Origin of the sequence: Bradyrhizobium sp. S69, assembly GCF_009766005.1 — a bacterium.
Taxonomy (GTDB): Bacteria; Pseudomonadota; Alphaproteobacteria; order Rhizobiales; family Xanthobacteraceae; genus Bradyrhizobium.
This window is the reverse complement of record NZ_LMUK01000009.1, coordinates 226,981-246,221: the sequence shown is the minus strand read 5'-3', so window position 1 is coordinate 246,221 and position 19,241 is coordinate 226,981. Positions and strand designations below refer to the sequence as shown.

At 64.2% G+C, this 19,241-nt stretch carries 17 protein-coding genes; 7 read left to right on the top strand and 10 right to left on the bottom strand.

Annotated elements, in window-relative coordinates; translation table 11 throughout:
• Window positions 1-274 precede the first annotated feature (274 nt).
• Window positions 275-859: an invasion associated locus B family protein gene (locus GSQ88_RS03150; RefSeq protein WP_502706686.1), complete on the top strand. Its 585-nt coding sequence runs from the start codon at window positions 275-277 to the stop codon at window positions 857-859.
• 16 nt (window positions 860-875) lie between these two features.
• Here the strand turns inward: GSQ88_RS03150 and GSQ88_RS03145 are convergent, their stop codons facing one another.
• Window positions 876-1,370 carry a GNAT family N-acetyltransferase gene (locus GSQ88_RS03145; RefSeq protein WP_159005906.1) on the bottom strand — a complete coding sequence of 165 codons (495 nt, stop codon included), beginning with the start codon at window positions 1,368-1,370 and terminating at the stop codon, window positions 876-878.
• 84 nt (window positions 1,371-1,454) lie between these two features.
• Here GSQ88_RS03145 and tldD point away from each other — a divergent pair, with 84 nt between their 5' ends.
• Together tldD and lepB are read left to right on the top strand one after the other, a co-directional pair.
• Window positions 1,455-2,882 carry a metalloprotease TldD gene (gene tldD, locus GSQ88_RS03140; protein WP_159005905.1) on the top strand — a complete coding sequence of 476 codons (1,428 nt, stop codon included), beginning with the start codon at window positions 1,455-1,457 and terminating at the stop codon, window positions 2,880-2,882.
• Window positions 2,883-2,914: 32 nt separating this feature from the next.
• A complete protein-coding gene (gene lepB / locus GSQ88_RS03135) occupies window positions 2,915-3,688 on the top strand; it encodes a signal peptidase I (protein WP_159005946.1) in 774 nt (257 codons plus the stop codon).
• 183 nt (window positions 3,689-3,871) lie between these two features.
• On the opposite strand, the gene GSQ88_RS03130 is transcribed toward lepB, so the two are convergent.
• The 3 genes from GSQ88_RS03130 to GSQ88_RS03120 all read right to left on the bottom strand — a co-directional run bounded on the left by GSQ88_RS03130 (window position 3,872) and on the right by GSQ88_RS03120 (window position 6,018).
• Entirely contained in the window at window positions 3,872-4,588 is a 717-nt protein-coding gene (locus tag GSQ88_RS03130) for a cytochrome c biogenesis CcdA family protein (protein ID WP_159005904.1), read from the bottom strand.
• 7 nt (window positions 4,589-4,595) lie between these two features.
• A complete protein-coding gene (locus GSQ88_RS03125; protein ID WP_159005903.1) occupies window positions 4,596-5,000 on the bottom strand; it encodes a thioredoxin family protein in 405 nt (134 codons plus the stop codon).
• 514 nt (window positions 5,001-5,514) lie between these two features.
• Window positions 5,515-6,018, bottom strand: coding sequence for a PAN domain-containing protein (locus GSQ88_RS03120; protein ID WP_246735040.1), 504 nt, complete (start codon window positions 6,016-6,018; stop codon window positions 5,515-5,517).
• On the opposite strand from GSQ88_RS03120, the gene GSQ88_RS35140 reads away from it, so the two are divergent.
• Window positions 6,011-6,202, top strand: coding sequence for a hypothetical protein (locus GSQ88_RS35140; RefSeq protein WP_210253731.1), 192 nt, complete (start codon window positions 6,011-6,013; stop codon window positions 6,200-6,202). The genes GSQ88_RS03120 and GSQ88_RS35140 overlap by 8 nt on opposite strands.
• Before the next feature lie 57 nt (window positions 6,203-6,259).
• Here GSQ88_RS35140 and GSQ88_RS03115 read toward each other — a convergent pair whose 3' ends face one another.
• Both GSQ88_RS03115 and GSQ88_RS03110 read right to left on the bottom strand, forming a co-directional pair.
• The gene (locus tag GSQ88_RS03115; RefSeq protein ID WP_159005901.1) at window positions 6,260-7,630 is read right to left on the bottom strand and encodes a glutamate--cysteine ligase; all 1,371 of its coding nucleotides are present in this window, start codon (window positions 7,628-7,630) and stop codon (window positions 6,260-6,262) included.
• Window positions 7,631-7,726: 96 nt separating this feature from the next.
• Window positions 7,727-8,215, bottom strand: a complete 489-nt coding sequence (locus GSQ88_RS03110; protein ID WP_159005900.1) for a MarR family winged helix-turn-helix transcriptional regulator — start codon at window positions 8,213-8,215, stop codon at window positions 7,727-7,729.
• A gap of 135 nt (window positions 8,216-8,350) precedes the next feature.
• Here GSQ88_RS03110 and gstA point away from each other — a divergent pair, with 135 nt between their 5' ends.
• Window positions 8,351-8,965: a glutathione transferase GstA gene (gene gstA, locus GSQ88_RS03105; RefSeq protein WP_159005899.1), complete on the top strand. Its 615-nt coding sequence runs from the start codon at window positions 8,351-8,353 to the stop codon at window positions 8,963-8,965.
• Window positions 8,966-9,218: 253 nt separating this feature from the next.
• Here gstA and GSQ88_RS03100 read toward each other — a convergent pair whose 3' ends face one another.
• From GSQ88_RS03100 to GSQ88_RS03085, 4 genes are all read right to left on the bottom strand, one after another.
• Entirely contained in the window at window positions 9,219-11,435 is a 2,217-nt protein-coding gene (locus GSQ88_RS03100) for an FAD-dependent oxidoreductase (protein ID WP_159005898.1), read from the bottom strand.
• A 133-nt stretch (window positions 11,436-11,568) separates the two neighbouring features.
• Window positions 11,569-12,777, bottom strand: a complete 1,209-nt coding sequence (locus GSQ88_RS03095) for an acetyl-CoA C-acetyltransferase (RefSeq protein WP_159005897.1) — start codon at window positions 12,775-12,777, stop codon at window positions 11,569-11,571.
• Window positions 12,778-13,067: 290 nt separating this feature from the next.
• Complete coding sequence (locus tag GSQ88_RS03090; RefSeq protein ID WP_159005896.1) at window positions 13,068-14,858, bottom strand: acyl-CoA dehydrogenase C-terminal domain-containing protein; 1,791 nt, start codon at window positions 14,856-14,858, stop codon at window positions 13,068-13,070.
• Between the two features lie 167 nt (window positions 14,859-15,025).
• On the bottom strand, window positions 15,026-15,412 hold the full coding sequence (locus GSQ88_RS03085) for a nuclear transport factor 2 family protein (protein ID WP_502706678.1): 387 nt from the start codon (window positions 15,410-15,412) through the stop codon (window positions 15,026-15,028).
• A 96-nt stretch (window positions 15,413-15,508) separates the two neighbouring features.
• On the opposite strand from GSQ88_RS03085, the gene GSQ88_RS03080 reads away from it, so the two are divergent.
• Together GSQ88_RS03080 and GSQ88_RS03075 are read left to right on the top strand one after the other, a co-directional pair.
• Window positions 15,509-16,096 (top strand): PadR family transcriptional regulator, encoded by a 588-nt coding sequence (locus GSQ88_RS03080; protein WP_159005895.1) that lies wholly within the window; start codon window positions 15,509-15,511, stop codon window positions 16,094-16,096.
• 259 nt (window positions 16,097-16,355) lie between these two features.
• On the top strand, window positions 16,356-19,241 hold a 2,886-nt coding region (locus tag GSQ88_RS03075; RefSeq protein WP_159005894.1), incomplete at its 3' end, for a hypothetical protein.

Here is a 19,241-nt window from a genome sequence, read left to right as displayed (position 1 = left end):
CGGTTTTGCGGCCGGGCTGTGCTTGACAGGCCTGTAGCCCGATGTAGGCACATGGCAGCTGTTCCACGGGAACGTGATTCGCGGCTTGCGGAGCGGCTCGTTCCGGCGCGGGGATCGCTTGGAGGATGGCTTGAGGGATGGCTGAAGGCTGCCTTCAAGGCGCCGTCATTGCCGTATCAGTCCAATGTTCGTGGCCTCATTTATCGCGTACCGGCCGGAATGGGCCGGGTTTAAGGGAAACTGGCAAACGGGAATGCTGGAAGGATCGACCCCGATGGGGCCTTCGAAACACCTGAACGGACCTCACGCGAGCCAAGACGCGCGCCGAGATGCGAGCCATCGCAGCCGCTTGTCCAGCGCCGGGCGCTGGTCGCTGCGCGTGAGTCTTATCGCCGCCGCCCTGCTCGGCCTGACCGCGGCCGCCAGCGCCCAAGGCGCGGTGCGGTCGGTTCATGGCGACTGGCAAATCCGCTGCGACACCCCGCCGGGCGCCCAGACTGAACAATGCGCGCTGATCCAGAGCGTGGTGGCCGAAGACCGCTCCAATGCCGGGTTGACCGTCATCGTGCTCAAAACCGCCGACCAGAAGAGCAAGCTGATGCGGGTGGTGGCGCCGCTCGGCGTGCTGCTGCCCTCCGGCCTCGGCCTGAAACTCGACAATGTCGACGTCGGCCGCGCCGGTTTTGTCCGCTGCCTGCCCAACGGTTGCGTCGCCGAAGTTGTGATGGACGACAAGCTCTTGGGCCAGTTGCGCACCGCCAAGACCGCGACCTTTATCATCTTCGAAACCCCCGAAGAGGGCATCGGCTTCCCGCTCAGCCTCAACGGCCTCGGCGAGGGGTATGACAAGTTGCCGTAGGGCCTGATTGGCCCGACTAGAATAATAGTGCCATGCAGACCACGTTCTCGGCAGCACCATCGACGTGAACGGCGTGGCGCTGCAGGCCTTCGATCTCGAAACCGACTTTCCTGTAGAGTTCGATGGCGCTGGCGTTGTTTTCCCGGACCGTCAATTCAACCCGCCGCAGGCCAAACGCCCTTGCCGCATCAAGCGTGCGCAGAATCAGGCGCTTGCCGATGCCCTGCCCCCGAAACAGCGGCAGCAGGGCGATCCCCAGCACGCCGCCATGGGCGTAGATCGGCCTGGTCTTGGGCGTCACATCGCACCATCCGACCACCTCGCCAGCGGACAGCGCGACCCATTGCGGATAGCCGCGTTTGATCATGTCGAGCACGAACGCCCGTGTCTCCTCGAGCGGAGGCGCCTCCAGAAACGACAGATAGCGCCGCTCCCGCGCGACAAAATCGAGGGCCCGGTAGAAGCTTTCGATATGATCTGGCGCAATCGGAACGATTTCGACCGCATTCATCGGTAAATCTGCGTTGATCTGGCCTCGCGAAACGGCCCGGAAACAACTATCTTGGATGCGCCCCTCCGACAACGGACCCCATGAATGACCGATCCCGCCACAACCTCGCTGCTCGACCGCGCCAATCTCGACCGTGCTTCCGTGCGCCATGAACTGGCCCGCGGGCTTTCCGGGGCCGACGACGGCGAATTGTTCCTGGAATACAGCCAGACCGAAGCGCTGATGTTCGACAATGGGCGGCTGAAGCAGGCCACCTACGACACCTCGCAGGGGTTCGGCCTGCGCGCGGTCAAGGACGACGCGGTCGGCTATGCGCATTCCTCCGATGTCTCGCTGCCGGCGCTGATCCGGGCAGCGGACGCGGTCGCGGCGGTGCGCGGCGGCTATTCGGGGACGTTCGCCGCTCCTCCGACCCATACCAATGTGCGGCTTTATGGCGACGAGAATCCGCTGGACGGGCAGGGTTTCGAAAGCAAGGTCAAACTGCTGGCCGAGATTGACGCTTACGTGCGCGACAAGGATCCACGGGTGCGGCAGGTGACGGTCAGCCTCGGCGCGACCTGGCAGGTGGTCGAAATCCTGCGCCCCGACGGCGAGAGCTACCGCGACATCCGCCCGCTGGTGCGGGTCAATATTTCCGTGGTGGCCGGCCAGGGCGACCGTCAGGAAAGCGGCAGCAAGGGCTATGGCGGCCGCGAGGGCTATGCGCGCTTCATCGAAACCAAGGCCTGGCGCGAAGCCGCCGACGGCGCGATCCGCGAAGCCCTGGTCAATCTTGAATCGGTGCCGGCGCCCGCCGGCGAAATGGATGTCGTGCTGGGGGCCGGCTGGCCCGGCGTGATGCTGCACGAAGCGGTCGGCCACGGGCTCGAGGGCGATTTCAATCGCAAGAAGACGTCGGCGTTCGCGGGCCTGATGGGCCAGCAGGTGGCGGCCAAGGGCGTCACCGTGGTCGATGACGGCACCATGGCGTCGCGCCGCGGCTCGCTGTCGATCGACGATGAGGGCACGCCGACCAACCGCACCGTGCTGATCGAGGACGGCATCCTGGTCGGCTATATGCAGGATCGGCAGAACGCGCGCTTGATGAACATGAAGCCGACCGGCAATGGCCGCCGTCAGGGCTATGCCCATGTGCCGATGCCGCGCATGACCAACACCTACATGCTGGCCGGCCAACGCGATCCCGCGGAAATCCTCGCCTCGGTCAAGAACGGCATCTATGCCGCCAATTTCGGCGGCGGCCAGGTCGACATCACCTCGGGCAAATACGTGTTCCAATGCACCGAGGCCTACAAGATCGAGAACGGCAAAGTCGGCGCGCCCTTGAAGGGCGCCATGCTGATCGGCAACGGGCCGACCGACCTGCATCGCATCACCATGATCGGCAACGATCTGGCGCTCGATACCGGCATCGGCACCTGCGGCAAGAACGGCCAGGGCGTGCCGGTCGGCGTCGGCCAGCCGACTTTGCGGATGGAACGCATCACGGTCGGAGGGACCGGCTCGTGAGCGTCGAGAATTCTGAAACCAAAGCCGGCGATATCAAAGCCAGCGACACCAAAGCCACCGATTCCAAGGCCAGTACTTGGCGCGGCCAAGCAGTGCAATTGCTGGCGATCGTGCTGGCGGTGTTTCTCGCCAAGGGCGCCATCGCCGAACCGTTCTATGTGCCGTCGGGCTCGATGGAGCCGACGCTGTTGATCGGCGACGCGCTATTGGCCTCGAAATTTCCCTACGGCTACAGCGCCGCCTCGCTGCCGATCCAGATCACGCTGCCGGAGACCGGCCGCGTGCTGGGCGGCACGCCGAAGCGCGGCGATGTCGTGGTGTTCCGCTGGCCGGGCGATCGCTCGCAGGCCTGGGTCAAGCGCGTTGTCGGCCTCCCTGGCGATCGCATCCAGATGCGGCAGGGCCAGCTCTTCATCAACGACCACGCCGCCGAGCTCCAGCCGGACGGCATCGGCGAAGCCGAGGATGACAATGGCGGCTCCGAGCCGGCGCATCGCTATATCGAGACCCTGCCGGGCGGCGTGCACCACCAGATCTTCAAGATCTATGACAATGGCCGGCTCGACAACACGCAGGAAGTGACGGTGCCGGCAGGCCGGCTGTTCGTGATGGGCGACAACCGTGACAACTCGGCCGACAGCCGCGTTCCGCTGCGCGAAGGCGGCGTCGGCCTGTTGCCGATGGACGATCTGGTCGGCCGCGCCGACGCCGTGGTCGGCTCCTGGGATCTCGGCATCCGCAGCCAGCCGATCGTAACCTGGCTGTCCGGCTTTCGCCTCAGCCGGTTTTTTACCGCGGTGCGTTGATTGAAGGCCTCACGGTGAGGAGCGCGTCTTCGCGCGTCTCGAACCATGACTGCTCTGCTTAATTTGTAGGGTGGGCAAAGGCGCACTCGCGCCGTGCCCACCAACTTCGTCTCCCGATTGGGGTGGTGGGCACGGCGCAAAGAGCGCCTTTGCCCACCCTACAAACTGCGCTCGTCGCCCGCGCTAAAACGATGTCGTCAATTCCGTCAGCCATGGTGGCGAGGCGTCGACCAAAGCGGCTTCTACGCGCTTGTCCGCGCCGCTGACGATCGCGGCACCAATCAGGATGAAGGCCGCGCCCAGCAGCGCCTTGCCGAGCTTTCCCGCCGACATCAGTCGCGCGCGTACCGCCATCAGGGTTGCGCGCGACACCAGGCCGAGCAGGATCAGCGGCAACGCCGCCCCGATCCCGAACAACGCCATCGTCAGCGCGACCTGCGGCAGATCATGCCCCTGCGACGCCAACAGCGAGGCCGCGCCGAGTGTCGGACCGACACAGGGCGACCACACCGCGCCCAGCAACAGGCCGATCGCGAATTGACCCGCCAGTCCCGAACCGGCGGCGCCACCGAAGCGCCGGTCGGCCCAGCCGGATATAGGGCTACCCGCTGCCGCCAGCCGCGCCTGCCAGGATGGCACCAGCAGGATCAAGCCGAGCGCGATCATGATGACGGCCGCCGCGAAGCGAAACGTACCGGCATCGATGCCGAGCCCAAATCCGACCAGCGCCAGCAGCAGGCCAAGCCCGGTGAACGACACCGCGAGGCCCGCCGCCAGGGCAACGGCGCCGAGCGGATGCGCGGTTACCGCGGCGCCGAGCACGATCGGCACCAGCGGCAGCACGCAAGGCGACAGGATCGACAGCAGTCCGGCCACGAAGGCCAGTGCGAGTGCGGTCACTCGGAGTTCAGAGGCTTTTGTCGAGCAGGGCCGCGATCGAGGCCTGCCTGGTGTCGCCGACCGAACGGCCCTGCTCGGCCGAGCCCTTGAACACGATCAGGGTCGATTGCATCTGCGCCTTGAACTGCTTGACCACCGGCTTCTGCGCATCGAAATCGACGCGGAAGATTTTGAGGTCCTTGAATTTGGGCGCCGCGGTGAGTTGGTCGAGGATGGGCTTCTGCGCCTTGCAGGTCGGGCACCAGTCGGCGTGGATTTCGATCAGGATCGGGCTGCCGGCGGCCTGGGCCGCCTTGAAAGCCTCGGCCGAGAACGGAACCGTGGTGTCCGCCGAGGCGGACGAGGACAGGCCGGCAGCAGCTAGCGCCGCCGCGATCATCGTGCCGTTGAAAAATCGTCGCGACAGAACCATCGTGAGCTCCCTGTTTGCCTTCGTTTACCTTGGCGCGATCGCAAGTGCCCGCCATCGGCGGCTGCCGCGCATGCGAGTTACGGGGCAGCGCCGCGAAAGTTACTTCACAAAACCGAGATCGATACGGTCTGCCTCAGCCTGAGAGGCTATTTCGACGTCATCCTGAGAGGCCGTGAAACAATCGAGGCCGTCATCCTGAGGTGCTCGCCGTCTTCGGCGAGCCTCGAAGGATAGCTGCACACACCGCGCTGAACACCATCCTTCGAGGCTCGCAAGAGCTCGCACCTCAGGATGACGGTGGAACTGTCGCGCGGGGGGATGACGGCCAAGCTGCCTCAGCCTGAGAGGCTGTGAAACAATCGACGCCGTCATCCTGAGGTGCTCGCCGTCTTCGGCGAGCCTCGAAGGATGGCTGCACGCACCGCGCTGAACAGCATCCTTCGAGGCTCGCAAGAGCTCGCACCTCACGGGCGAACCCTCCGCGTTCGTCCCGGGGATGACGGCCGAGATAGCTTCACCTCACCACGCCGGAAATCAGCCCGGGCTTGCGCCGCGGCGGCTTGATCTCTTTTTTCAGGAAACAATGCGCCTCCCGCCCGACATATCCCGGGCGGGCATAGGTCCAGGCCCGGCATTTATTCTCGGCGGCGCAGGCGGCCTTGCAGGCTTCGTCGCCCTCGCCGCTTTTGACGTCGAAATTGCGATAATCGCCGCCGAAGCGGTCGATCGAGGTTTCGATCGCGCTGTTGCGCGGTTCCACCACGCCGGCGCCGCGGACGCCCGAAACGCAGCAGGCATCCTCGACCCGCGCCGGCACGCTGTTCTTCAGCCAGCAGATCGCGCTGCTGCCGATCTCGGTCGGATAGCTAAAACTCCAGGACCGGCAGCGCCGGTCGCGTTCGCAGACCAGCGCACAATCGACCGGATCGCCGGAGGCGACCGGCGCGTTCTGATAATCACCGCCGGGACGATCGAAATTGGACTGGGCATGGGCCGGCCGCACGACGGTGATGGCCACCAAGAAAGCTGATGTCACCCAACACGCCCTAAGCAGGCGGCGTCCCCACATTCGCGATGGCTTTCGATTGACTGACCTGACCGCGGATCGCGGGCGGCCATTTGATCGCCATCAACCTGTACGGCAGATGAACGGCGGCGAAAGCACATCGCCGTTCATTGCGGCCAAGATCGGATTGAAATGAATGGAAACGAAAGCACGCCCGCGCCCCAACGCCGCGCGGGCATAGCCGGTATTTGCGCTAGAACGCGTATTCGTCGTAGGCCGGCTCCACGGTTCCCTTCCAGGCGCCATGGAATTTTTCCAGCATCTCCTCGGCCGGGGAGCGTCCGCTGTCGATGATGCGTTGCAGCGGCTCGAGATGGCGGGTTTCGTCGCGCCCCGACTGATCGAGCCGGGCGCGCCGCCGCAGGCCGGCATAGGACACCGCCAGGCACTCCCTGGCGATTTCGAACAGATAGCGGTCCCTTATTCTGGTCTTGAAGCCGAAGCGCGGAACGTCGTCGCGCAACGCCTGGCGTTCGTGCGCATTCCAGTGCTTGACGATGTCCCAGGCCGCCTCGAGGCTGCTGTCGTCGTAAAGCAGGCCAACCCAGAACGCCGGCAGCGCCGGCAGCCGTCCCCATGGCACGCCATCGGCGCCGCGCATTTCCAGATAGCGCTTCAACCGCACTTCGGGGAAAATCGTCGACAGATGATTGGCCCAGTCCGACAAGGTTGGGCGCTCGCCGGGAAGCACCGCGTTCTTGCCGTCAAAGAAATCGCGGAACGACGATCCCGCGACATCGATATAGTCGTCGCCGCGCTTGACGAAATACATCGGCACATCGAGCGCGTAATCGACCCAGCGCTCGAACCCCATGCCGTCCTCGAACGCCCACGGAATCATGCCGGAGCGCGCGTTGTCGGTATCGCGCCAGATCTCGGAGCGGAACGACAGCAAGCCGTTGGGTTTGCCTTCGGTAAACGGCGAATTGGCGAACAACGCAGTCGCGATCGGCTGCAACGCAACCGACACCCTGAGCTTCTTGACCATGTCGGCTTCCGACGAGAAGTCGAGATTGGTCTGCACCGTGCAGGTCCGGTACATCATGTCGAGGCCGTATTTGCCGACCTTCGGCATGTAGTTGGTCATGATCTTGTAGCGGCCCTTCGGCATCACCGGGATCTGCTGGCGCGACCATGATGGCGTCATGCCGAGCCCGAGAAAGCCGATGCCGAGCGGCGTGGCGATCTCACGCACCTGCGCCAGATGCGCCATCAGTTCGGATTGGGTCTGGTGCACGTTTTCCACCGGCGCACCCGACAATTCGAACTGGCCGCCCGGCTCCAGCGAAATCGCGCCGCCGCCGGTGACGTCGTACAGGCCGATAATGTTGCCGTGCTCCATGATCGGCTCCCAGCCGAGCAGGAGCTTCATGCCGTCGAGCAGCGCGCCGATGCCGCGCGCGCCTTCATACGGAACGGGATGGTGGCCTTGCAGCGTGAACGGCGTTTTTTCGTGTTCGGTGCCGATGCGGAAATCGGCGGGTGGTTTCACGCCGGCCGCCAGCCACGCGACCAACTCGTCGCGCGATTGCAGCGGCGTCATATCGATCTGGTCACGCGCCATACAAATTCCGCAGGTAGGGCGATTCGACCGAACACGCCGTGTGGCAGGGGTACCTTCGGACCACAGGATCCGAAGATGCGAATTGAGAAAATAGTATCACCGGGCCGCTACCCCGTCTCTGGCGGCAAGCGCCGGAGCGTCGTCACATGAGCAGCCCAGCCGGTCAAGCAAGCCGCACAGCCTGACGGCATCGGCATCGGACAATTTCGAGCCGACATGCCGTTCGATCGCCGCCGAATACGCGCCCCACATCTTCTTTTGCAGCTCGCGTCCCGGTTCCGTGATCTCGACGAACTGGCCGCGCTTGTCGACCTTGCATTCGCGGCGCGCCGCCAATCCTTCTTCCACCAGCCGGTCGATCAGCCGCGAGGTCGAATATTGCGGGATCAGCATCTGCTTTTCCAGCTCGACCGGGCGCATTTCGCCTGACGGCGCGCGCGACAATTCGAGCAGCGCATCGTACCAGGCGAGCGGCGGGAAGCCGGCCTTCTTCAACTCCTGCTCGACCGCGTCGAGCACCCGGCTCTGGATTCGCATCAGGCGAATCCAGGCGGCGGTCGCCTCGGTGGATGGTTTGCGTTTCATCGTCCGATCCATAGACTGTCGTTCACCAGTCTACCGCACTAAATGCAGCTGCATCAATCTTGACTATTTCATGCAAATGCATTTAGTCGCCCTCGCTGCAAATAACCAGCCCATTTCACTGTGAGGAAACCGCCGATGAAGCTGTATTACTCCCCCGGAGCCTGCTCGCTCTCCCCCCATATCGCGCTTTTGGAAGCCGGCCTGCCCTATGATCTGGTCAAGGTCGATGTTCGCGCCAAGAAGCTCGAAAACGGTGACGACTATCTGGCGGTCAATCCGAAGGGCCAGGTGCCGGCGCTCCGCCTCGACAGCGGCGAGGTGGTCACCGAAGGCCCCGTGATCGTTCAGATCATCGCCGACAAGGCCGCCGACAAGCATCTGGCCCCCGCCCGTGACAGCGCCGAGCGCTACAAGCTTTTGGAGTGGCTGAACTTCATCACCACCGAACTGCACAAGAATTTCAGCCCGCTGTTCAACCCGGCGATCCCCGATGAGGTGAAGGCGTTCTTCAAGGATCGGATCATGGGCAAATTCAAATACGCCGACGGCCAGCTTGCCGGTCGCGATTATTTGATGGGCAAGCAATTCACCGTGGCCGACGGCTACCTCTACACCATGCTGCGCTGGGCCGACGGCCACAAGCTCGACCTCTCCGCGCTGCCGAACCTGATGGCCTTCAAGGCCCGTGTCGAGGCACGCCCGAAGGTGCAGGAAGCCCTCGCCAAGGAAGGCCTCGCGAAGGCGGCGTGAGGTTTTGTCATCTGCGATAGATCAAAGGGCCGGATCGATGATCCGGCCCCTTTTTGTTTCGCAACCTCGCGTCGTCCCGGCGAAGGCCGGATACACCGGAACCGTCATCCTGAGGAGCGGCCACTTGGCCGCGTCTCGAAGGATGGTGTTCAGCTCGGTGCTTGCGGCCATCCTTCGAGGCTCGCAAGAGCTCGCACCTCAGGATGACGTCGAAATAGCTTCACAGCTCGAACGCCGGGACGACAATCGTTCGTTACGCCGCGGCCTGCTTCTTCGGCGGAAACCTTCCGTAGAAGGTCTCGCCCTTGGCCGCCAGATCGAGCAGCAGTTTGGGCGGCGTGAAGCGTGAGCCGTATTTGGCTTCGAGCTTGTGGCACAATTCGACGAACTTTTTCGTGCCCATGAAGTCGATATAGGACAGCGTGCCGCCGGTGAACGGCGCGAAACCAAAACCCAGGATCGAGCCGACATCGGCCTCGCGCACGTCGGTGATCACGTGATCCTCGACGGTGCGCGCGGCTTCCACCGCCTGCACCACCAGGAAGCGTTGTTTCAGTTCCTCGACGTCGAGCGTGTCGGGGTCCAGATGCTTGGGCTGCAAGGCGCCGAGCTCCGGCCACAGGCTCTTCTGGCCCTTGCCTTTTTCCGGGTAGTCATAAAAGCCCTTGGCATTCTTGCGGCCGAAGCGGATTTGTTTCTCGACCATTTCGACCATCAGTTTCTTCTGCGCCTGGTCGATCGCATTGGGGCCGAGATCGGCCTCGGTCGCCTTCATGATCCTGAGCCCGAGGTCGAGCCCGACTTCATCGGACAGCGACAGCGGCCCGACCGGCATGCCCGCCATCTTCGCGGTGTTCTCGATCATGGCCGGCGGCACGCCTTCGAGCAGCATCTCGGTGCCCTCGTTGATGTAACGCATCACGCAGCGGTTGGCGAAGAAGCCGCGCGAGTCGTTCACGACGATCGGCGTCTTGCCGATCGTGCGCACATAATCCAGCGCGGTCGCCAGCGCGACATCGCCGGTGTTCTTGCCGACGATGATTTCCACCAGCATCATCTTCTCGACCGGCGAGAAGAAATGAATGCCGATGAACTTGCCCTGATCCCTGAATTCCTCGGCCAGCGAATTGATCGGCAAGGTCGAGGTGTTGGAGGCGAAGATCGCATTGTCCTTCAGCAACGGCTGCGCCTTTGCATAGGTCTCCGCCTTTATTTTGCGATCTTCGAACACCGCTTCGATGATGAGATCGCAATCTTTCAGCGCGTTGTAATCGGCGGTCGCGCTGATGCGGGACAGGATGGTCTCCCGATCGCCCGGCTTGGCGCGGCCTTTCTTGATCAGATCGTCGATCACGGATGCGGCGTGGCCCTTGCCCTTGTCCGCGCTTTCCTGGTCGCGATCGATCAGCACCACGTCGATGCCGGCGCGCGCCGACACATAGCCGACGCTGGCGCCCATGAAGCCGGCGCCGATCACTGCGAGTTTTTTCACCTTGGTGGGCGGCACGTTTGGCGGGCGGCGGGCGCCCTTGTTCAGTTCCTGCATCGACAGGAACAGGCTGCGGATCATCGCCGCCGCCTCGTTGCTGCGCAGGATCTTGGTGAAATAGCGCGACTCGACCCGCAGCGCGGCGTCGATCGGCAACTGCAGACCTTCATAGACGCAACTCATGATGGCGCGCGCGGCCGGATAATTGTCGTAGGTCTCGCGGCGGAAGATGGCGTTGCCGGCCGGGAACATCATCATGCCGGCCTTGGAGAAAACCGGACCGCCCGGCAGCTTGAAACCCTTCTCGTCCCAGGGCGCGACGGCCTTGCCGCCGGCCTTGATCCAGTCCTTTGCAACCTTGATCATGTCGGCCGCCGGCACCACCGCATCGACCAGCTTGAGCGCCTTGGCCAGGTCGAGATTGATCGCCTCGCCCTTCAGCAGCAATTGCATTGCATCCTGCGGCGACACGATGCGCGGCACGCGCTGGGTGCCGCCGGCGCCGGGGAACAGCCCGACCTTGACTTCCGGCAGGCCGAGGCGGGTTTTCGGATTTTCAGCGGCGACGCGGTAGTGGCACGCCAGCGTCAGCTCGAAACCGCCGCCGAGCGCCAGTCCGTTGATCGCAGCAACCCACGGCTTGCCCGAGGTCTCGATGCCGCGAAATACCAGCGAGAAGCGGCGGCTCTGGTCGAACAGCATCTGGTTGGCGGCTTCTTCGCCCTTGGCCTTGAGCGTCTCAGCGTAGGTGCGGGCCATGCCTTCGAGCATCGAAAGATCGGCGCCGGCGCACAGCGCTTCCTTGCCCGAGGTGATGACCACGCCCTTCACGGCTGTGTCCGCCGAAGTCTGCTTCACGATCGCCTCGAGCTCGTTGATCGAGGTTTCGTCGAGCACGTTCATCGAACGGCCGGGCGTGTCCCATGTGACGAGCGCAATGCCGTCGGCGTCGGTCTCGATCTTGAAATTCTTGAAGGCCATGTTGATTGCTCCCAATTCGATTTTTGACCGTAGGGTGGGCAAAGGCGCGCTTCGCGCCGTGCCCACCATTTTGATCCGGTGTCTGTCGTGGTGGGCACGCTTCGCTTTGCCCACCCTACGGTCGCACGTTGCCTCAAACCCGCTCGATGATCGTTGCGGTGCCCATGCCGCCGCCGATGCACAGCGTGACCAAAGCGGTCGATTTGCCGGTGCGCTCGAGTTCGTCGAGCACGGTGCCCAGGATCATCGCGCCGGTGGCGCCGAGCGGATGGCCGAGCGCGATCGCGCCGCCATTGACGTTGATCTTGGCGCTGTCGATATCGAACGCCTGGATGTAGCGCAGCACCACCGAGGCGAACGCCTCGTTCAGCTCGAACAGATCGATGTCCGACTGCTTCATGCCGGAGCGCTCGAACAGCTTTCGGGTCACATCGACCGGACCGGTCAGCATCATCGCGGGCTCGGAGCCGATATTGGTAAAGGCGCGGATTTTGGCCCGCGCCTTCAGGCCGTGTTTCGCACCGGCCTCCTTGCTGCCGAGCAGCACCGCGCCGGCGCCGTCGACGATGCCGGACGAATTGCCGGCGTGATGCACGTAATTGATCTTCTCGATTTCCGGATGCGACTGGATCGCCACCGCATCGAAGCCGCCCATCACGCCCACCTGCTCGAACGAGGCCTTGAGCTGGCCCAGCGACTGCATGGTCGTGGTGGGACGCATGTGCTCGTCCTTGGCCAGGATGGTCAGGCCATTGACGTCCTTGACGGGGATCACCGAGTTCTTGAAGCGGCCCTCGTCCCAGGCCTTGGCGGCGCGCTGCTGGCTTTGCACCGCATAGGCATCGACGTCATCGCGCGAAAAACCGTATTTGGTCGCGATCAGATCGGCGGAAACGCCCTGCGGCATGAAATACGCCGGCACCGCGATCGAGGGATCCATCGGCCACGCGCCGCCGGAAGCGCCGATGCCGACCCGGCTCATCGATTCGGCGCCGCCGCCGATCGTGAGGTCATGCTGTCCGCTCATGATCTGGGCAGCCGCGAAATTCACCGCGTCGAGCCCCGAGGCGCAGAAGCGGTTGATCTGGACTCCGGCGACGCTCTCCCCGAGCCCGGCCTGGATCGCCGCGAAGCGCGCGATGTCCGAGCCGGCCTCGCCGACCGGATCGACCACGCCGAGCACCACGTCGTCGACGACGTCTTCGGCCAGATGGTTGCGTTCCTTCAGCGCCTTCAGCGGCGCGGTGGCGAGCGCCAGCGCGGTCACTTCGTGCAGCGCGCCATCGGCCTTGCCGCGGCCGCGCGGGGTGCGAACGTGATCGTAGATATATGCCTCAGGCATGACGCCCTCCTGGTATGAGGATCATAATATATTCGGCGATTGGGCAGATGTCGCGCTTAAAGCGGAGCTTTGGATTGAGTCGATCAGCCCGAGTGTTTTGGCCCACCTCTCCCCGCCGGGGAGAGGTCGATTTGCGCAGCAAATCGGGTGAGGGGCGCTTAACGAGAGGCCGTAACCCCTCACCCCAACCCTCTCCCAACGGGAGAGGGAGCGCGCTTCCGTTGTTGCTGCGTCTCGATCTAATCTCATCGTGCTCGGGTGTTAGTGGCAGCTTTTTCGATCGGCGGACCTCAGAACGCTTCCGCCGCCAATTCCATGGTGGTCGCGCTTCCGGTCTGGATGCGCGTGAGATGAAGTGCGGTTTCCGGCAGCATCCGCTCCATGAAGAAGCGGCCGGTCACGAGCTTGGTGGTCAGATAGGGCGTGGCGCCAGAGCCTGCAATCTTGTCCTGGGCGACTTTGACCATCTTCGCCCACATATAGCCGAAGCTGACGAGCCCGAACAATTGCATGTAGTCGGTGGCGGCAGCCCCCGCGTTGTCGGGCTTCATCATCGCATTCTGCATCAGCCAGGTGGTGGCCTGCTGCAAATGGCCAAGCGCGTTGCTCAGGGGTGCGACGAACGGCTTCATGGCCTCGTCGGCGCCGTGTTCTTTGGCAAAGCCCGCGACCTCGCCGAAGAATGTCATCACCGCGCGGCCGCCATTGCGCGGCAGCTTGCGCCCGACCAGATCCAGCGCCTGGATCCCGTTGGCGCCCTCATAGAGCATGGCGATGCGCGCATCGCGCACGAACTGCTCCATGCCGTTTTCGGCGATATAGCCGTGGCCGCCATACATCTGCTGCGCCAGTACCGCATTGGAAAATCCGACATCGGTCATCACGCCCTTCATCACCGGCGTCATCAGCCCCATGTGGTCGTCGGCGGCCTCCCGATCCTTCGGGTCGCTCGACCTGTGCGCGACATCGCTCTTCAGCGCGGTCCACACCACCATCGCGCGCGCCGCTTCGTTGAAGGCGCGGATGGTCAATAGCGTGCGGCGCACGTCGGGATGCACGATGATCGGATCGGCCGGCTTGTCCGGCGCCTGCGGCCCCGACAGCGCGCGGCCCTGCAAGCGCTCGCGGGCATAGGCCACCGCGTTCTGGTAGGCGACTTCGGATTGCGCCAGCCCCTGCACCGCGACGCCGAGCCGGGCCTCGTTCATCATCACGAACATGCCCTGCATGCCCTTGTTCTCTTCGCCGATCAGCCAACCAATGGCGCCGTCGTAATTCATCACGCAGGTGGAATTGCCGTGGATGCCCATCTTGTGCTCGATCGAGCCACAGGACACGCCGTTGCGCTGCCCCAGCGAGCCGTCGGCATTGACCAGGATCTTCGGCACCACGAACAGCGATACGCCCTTGATGCCTGATGGCGCGCCCTCGATCCGGGCCAGCACCAGATGGATGATGTTGGAAGCCAGATCATGCTCGCCAGCCGAGATGAAAATCTTGGTGCCCGTGATCTTGTAGCTGCCATCCGCCTGCTTGACCGCCTTGGTGCGCAACAGGCCGAGATCCGTGCCGCATTGCGGCTCGGTGAGGTTCATGGTGCCGGTCCACTCGCCCGCCACCATCTTGGGCACGAACAACGCCTTCTGTTCCGGCTTGCCATGCACGATCAGCGCCGCGGTGGCGCCCATGGTCAGGCCGCCATACATCGAGAACGCCATATTGGCGGCCGACTGAAATTCGGTGACGACCTGGCTCAGCGTGACCGGCAGGCCCTGCCCGCCGAATTCCGTCGGCGCCGAAAGCCCGAGCCAGCCGCCTTCGGCGACCTGCTTGAAGGCTTCCTTGAACCCTTTCGGCGTGGTGACGCTGGCATCGTCATGACGCACGCAGCCTTCGAGATCGCCGGAGCGATTGAGCGGCTGCAACACTTGCTCGCTGAGCTTGGCGGCCTCGGCCACGATCGCCTCGCGCACATCGGCGGAGGCATCGCTGAAGCCGGGAAGATTGTCGTAGCGGTCGATCTGAAACACATCGTTGAGCAGGAAACCGACGTCTTCCACAGGCGCCTTGTAGATCGGCATGATGTCCTCCCGGCCGGGTGATGCTTTGGTGAGCCGTTTAAGCGAATTTTCGCGTTGCTGCTATCGTTGACTTGAAGCTTAGCCGTTTCCCGAAGCTTAGCCGTTTCTCGAGGAAATTCCCAAGGTCCGCGGCAGCCATTATCGCGCGTGTCGAGCGGGACGTCGCGTCACTGTGCCGCGAGCTGTTCACCCATCAGGCGGTGCAGCAAATTCATCGCCTTGAGCGGCCGCACCATCACCTTGAAATGCGTGATCCGGCCATCGCCATCGAAGGTGATGATATCGACGCCGTTGATCTTGATGCCGTCGATCTCTTTTTCGAATTCGAGCACCGCGCCGGTGGCGCTGCGCCATTCGCCGACATAGACGAAGCCCGCGCCGCCCAGCACCTTTTCCGCGCTCGACAGATATTTGAATGTGATCTCGCGGCCCCGCTGCGGCGTATGCACGACCGGACTTTCAAACACGGCATCGGGGTGCAGCAGATCCCAGAGCGCGGTGCGGTCGTGGGATTTCATGTAGCCGTACCATTTGTCGAGGCCTGTCATGGTCATCGGAGGTCTCCTCGTGGCATATGCATATTGACGCATATGCACTGATGTGCATAAAGTCAAGGATACTCATCGAGATCTGGAAGGACGGCTGGCGACGTGGCGCTCGGTGACGCAATCCTGGCCTGCCTGACGGAACGTCCGATGACGGGCTATGAGCTCGCCAAGACGTTCGATTCCTCGATCGGGTTTTTCTGGAAAGCCGATCACCAGCAGATCTATCGCGAACTCTCGAAGCTGCGCGACCGCGGCCATATCCAGGGCCGCGAAGTCGTGCAATCGGGCAAGCCCAACAAGCTGGTCTATACCCTGACCTCCGAGGGCCGGGCCGCGTTGAAGCACTGGGCCGCCCGGCCGAGCAGCCCGCCATCGATCAAGGACGATCTCCTGATCCGGCTGTATGCGCTCGACAGCGTCGACATCGAACCGTTGCGCACCGACCTGATGGCGCGGCTGGAACACCATCGCGACCGCTTCCTGCGCTATGAGCGCATTCTCAACAAGCGCTTTCCGGACGGCACCGCGTCGCCCGCCGATACCGGCAAGCTGCTCGGCCTCCGCGCCGGCTTGCGCTATGAGCGCAACATCTCGGAGTGGTGCGAAGAGGCGATCGAGGCGCTGTCCGCGATCGCGCGCGGGACCAACGTCCTGCCGCTCGAAGACGGCCGCCGCGAAAACAACGGATAGAACCCGCCCGTCGCCGTTTCCCGGTCAGCCAGAGCCTAAAAACTCTGGCCAGAATCCGCCGCCGGAACCGGTCCGGTTTACCCATTGGGTAACTTTAAGGCGGCCGGCCTCAATTCCTTAACCGGTTATTTACCGTAACACGAAAAAGTCGGTGCTTGAGGCAGACGACCTGCGCGTAATTCGATTGTCTCGTCAATTGGGACGCGCGGGGAGACGGGTGGCGCAAACGGTGGCGCCGGGGTCGGAACCGGATCAGAGCATGAATTCGCGCGTATCGTGGAGTGTTGACGGCATCGATCCATCAGTCCGCGACAGGGCTGAGGCTGCTGCGCGCCGTGCCGGCATGTCGCTGAGCGACTGGCTCAATTCCACCATCGGTGATTCGGCCCCTCCGCAAATTCAGGCGCGGCCGCCGGTGCCAAATCAGATGCCCGGCCAAATGCCCAGCCGGGAAACGCGCGATGTCGCCGACATTCACCAGCGTCTGGATTCCATCACCCGCCAGATCGAAGCGATTTCACAGCCGCCGCAGCGCAATGACGTCCCGCGCAGCGATGCACCCCGCGGCGAAGCCCGGGGAGAATCCGGCGTTGCCCGGCAATTGAACGATGCCATCTCGCGGCTCGACGCCCGGCTGGCGCAGATATCAAATCCCGCCGCGGCAAGCCCCACCCAGCCTGCCGACAAGCAGCGCCAGGCCGAACTGGTCGAGCGCGCGGCGGCGCAGGTCTATCGTCCATCGCCGCCGATCAGCCCAGCCTCGTTCGATTCGGCGATCGCGGAAATCGCCGCGCGCCAGAACGAACTCGACAATGCCGCGCCACGGCCGATAGCGCCGCGCCACGCGCCATCGATCGCTCCCGGCATGCCCACCCCGGCTATGTCCATGGCGCCCGCGATGTCCGCGCCTGCCAGGCCTTCAACTAACGTGCCCGCACCTGCCGCGCCGGCGGGGCCGGATTTCTCCTCGCTCGAGCGCCATCTGTTCAAGATCACCAGCCAGATCGAAGCGCTGCGGCGGCCCGACGGGATCGAACAATCGATCGCCGCCTTCCGGGTCGAATTGGCCGAGATTCGCACCGCCATTACCGAGGCGATGCCGCGCCGGGCGATCGAATCGATCGAGAACGAAATCCGTTCGCTGTCGCGCCGCATCGACGATACCCGCCAGAGCGGCACCGACGGCCAGGCGCTCGCCGGCATCGAACGCGCACTGAGCGAGATCCGCGAAGTGCTGCGCTCGCTGACCCCGGCCGAACAGCTCGCCGGTTACGAGGAGGCGATCCGTAATCTCGGCGCCAAGCTCGATTTGATCCTGCGCAGCAATGACGATCCCTCCACGGTCCATCAGCTCGAAAACGCTATCGCAGCCCTTCGCTCGATCGTCTCCAATGTCGCGTCCACCGACGCGCTGGCCCGGCTGTCCGACGACGTCCACATGCTGTCGTCGAAGGTCGACCAGCTCGGCCGCGCCGGCAACAATAGCGATTCCTTCGCGATCCTCGAGCAGCGCATCGCCGCCTTGACCTCGACGCTGGAAGGCCGGGCGCGGCCCGCCGCGACTGAAAACTCCGAACAGCTGGAGGGCGCGCTGCGGGCGCTGTCCGACCGGCTCGACCGCATGCCGGTCGGCAACGACAGCGCATCCGCCTTCGCCCATCTCGAACAACGCGTCTCCTATTTGCTCGAGCGCCTCGAATCGTCCAGCGATCAAGGTCGCGGCGGCAACCTCGGACGGGTCGAGGACGGCTTGCAGGACATCCTGCGCCACCTCGAAACCCAGCATGCCAACTTCGCCGCGCTGACCGAGAACAGCCGCAACATGGCGCCGCCGCAGGACCCCGGCATCGCCGATCTCGTTAAGCGCGAATTGTCGGATATCCGTTTCAGCCAGAGCGAACGCGACCGCCATACCCAGGATTCGCTCGAAGCCGTTCACAATACCCTTGGCCATGTGGTCGATCGTCTGGCGATGATCGAGGGCGACCTGCGCAGCGTGCGTTCGCCGCCGCTGGCGCCGCAGCCGGAAGCACCGCCCGTCCCCCGGGCCGCGCCGCCGCAAGCGGCTATGCCTCCAATGATGGCGCCCCAGGCCTTGGCATCTCAGGCCTTGGCATCTCAAGTCTCGGCGCCGCGCGTCGCGATGCCGCCGCAGCCCAAGCCGGAATTGCCCAATCCCGCCGCCAACGAAGCGCATTTTGCCGCAGCGCCGCGTGAATTCCATGCCGCCGTGCCGGCCGCGACCGCCGCGGTGGCGCCCAAGGCGATCAGCGAGATTCTGGAGCCGCACACCGCGTCGGCGCGCGCCAGCATGGCGCCGGAGCTGCCGCCCGATCATCCGCTCGAGCCGGGCACACGGCCGACCGGACGGCCGGGCTCGCCATCGGAGCGCATCGCGGCTTCCGAGAACGCGATCAGCGAAATCTCACCGGGCACGCCCGAACCTGCGACCGCATCGAGCTTCATCGCCGCCGCGCGCCGTGCCGCCCAGGCCGCGGCCGCCGCGCAGACCAATGGCAAAGCCAACGCCAAGGCTAACGCGAAGGCCGCCCGTGGCGCGGCCAAGGCGCCGAAGGCCCCCGCCGGCGACAAGGAATCCAAGGAGCCGTCGACGATCACCTCGAAGATTCGCTCGCTGCTGGTTGGCGCGAGCGTGGTCGTCATCGTGCTCGGCACCTTCAAGATGGCGATGACGCTGCTCGACAGCGGCAGCGCGCCGCCGCCACCCGCGGTCGAGAATTCGAGCGAGCCGCCGGCTGCGGTTCAACCGCCCGCCGATCCCGTTGCCAGACCGGCAGCACCGGCGCCGGCGATGCCCTCGATGACGGCGCCGACGCCGATCGGCCGGCAATCGTTCAACGCTTCCGTGCCCTATGATTCCAATGGCGCGACATCGGTGCCGATACCGCGGGCTGTGCCCGCGAGTTCGCCGGCGTCGGCCAGCGATATCACCGGGTCGATTCCGGACGCGCAGCCGATGCCGTCCAGCCGCAAGCTCAGTCAGGTTCAGATCCCGCCGACCGAGCGATTGCCGGACCCGATCGGCGGACCGCTGCTTCGCGCCGCGGCGCTGAAGGGCGATCCCACCGCCGCCTATGAAATCGGCGTGCGCTTTGCCGAGGGCAAGGGCGTGGCTTCGAGTTTC

Bases quoted from the DNA above. Each gene is read 5' to 3' on its own strand.
- GSQ88_RS03150 (WP_502706686.1), top strand. From the start codon at position 275: ATGGGGCCTTCGAAACACCTGAACGGACCTCACGCGAGCCAAGACGCG.
- GSQ88_RS03145 (WP_159005906.1), bottom strand. From the start codon at position 1,370: ATGAATGCGGTCGAAATCGTTCCGATTGCGCCAGATCATATCGAAAGC.
- tldD (WP_159005905.1), top strand. From the start codon at position 1,455: ATGACCGATCCCGCCACAACCTCGCTGCTCGACCGCGCCAATCTCGAC.
- GSQ88_RS03125 (WP_159005903.1), bottom strand. From the start codon at position 5,000: ATGGTTCTGTCGCGACGATTTTTCAACGGCACGATGATCGCGGCGGCG.
- GSQ88_RS35140 (WP_210253731.1), top strand. From the start codon at position 6,011: ATGGCCACCAAGAAAGCTGATGTCACCCAACACGCCCTAAGCAGGCGG.
- GSQ88_RS03115 (WP_159005901.1), bottom strand. From the start codon at position 7,630: ATGGCGCGTGACCAGATCGATATGACGCCGCTGCAATCGCGCGACGAG.
- GSQ88_RS03110 (WP_159005900.1), bottom strand. From the start codon at position 8,215: ATGAAACGCAAACCATCCACCGAGGCGACCGCCGCCTGGATTCGCCTG.
- gstA (WP_159005899.1), top strand. From the start codon at position 8,351: ATGAAGCTGTATTACTCCCCCGGAGCCTGCTCGCTCTCCCCCCATATC.
- GSQ88_RS03100 (WP_159005898.1), bottom strand. From the start codon at position 11,435: ATGGCCTTCAAGAATTTCAAGATCGAGACCGACGCCGACGGCATTGCG.
- GSQ88_RS03095 (WP_159005897.1), bottom strand. From the start codon at position 12,777: ATGCCTGAGGCATATATCTACGATCACGTTCGCACCCCGCGCGGCCGC.
- GSQ88_RS03090 (WP_159005896.1), bottom strand. From the start codon at position 14,858: ATGCCGATCTACAAGGCGCCTGTGGAAGACGTCGGTTTCCTGCTCAAC.
- GSQ88_RS03085 (WP_502706678.1), bottom strand. From the start codon at position 15,412: ATGACCATGACAGGCCTCGACAAATGGTACGGCTACATGAAATCCCAC.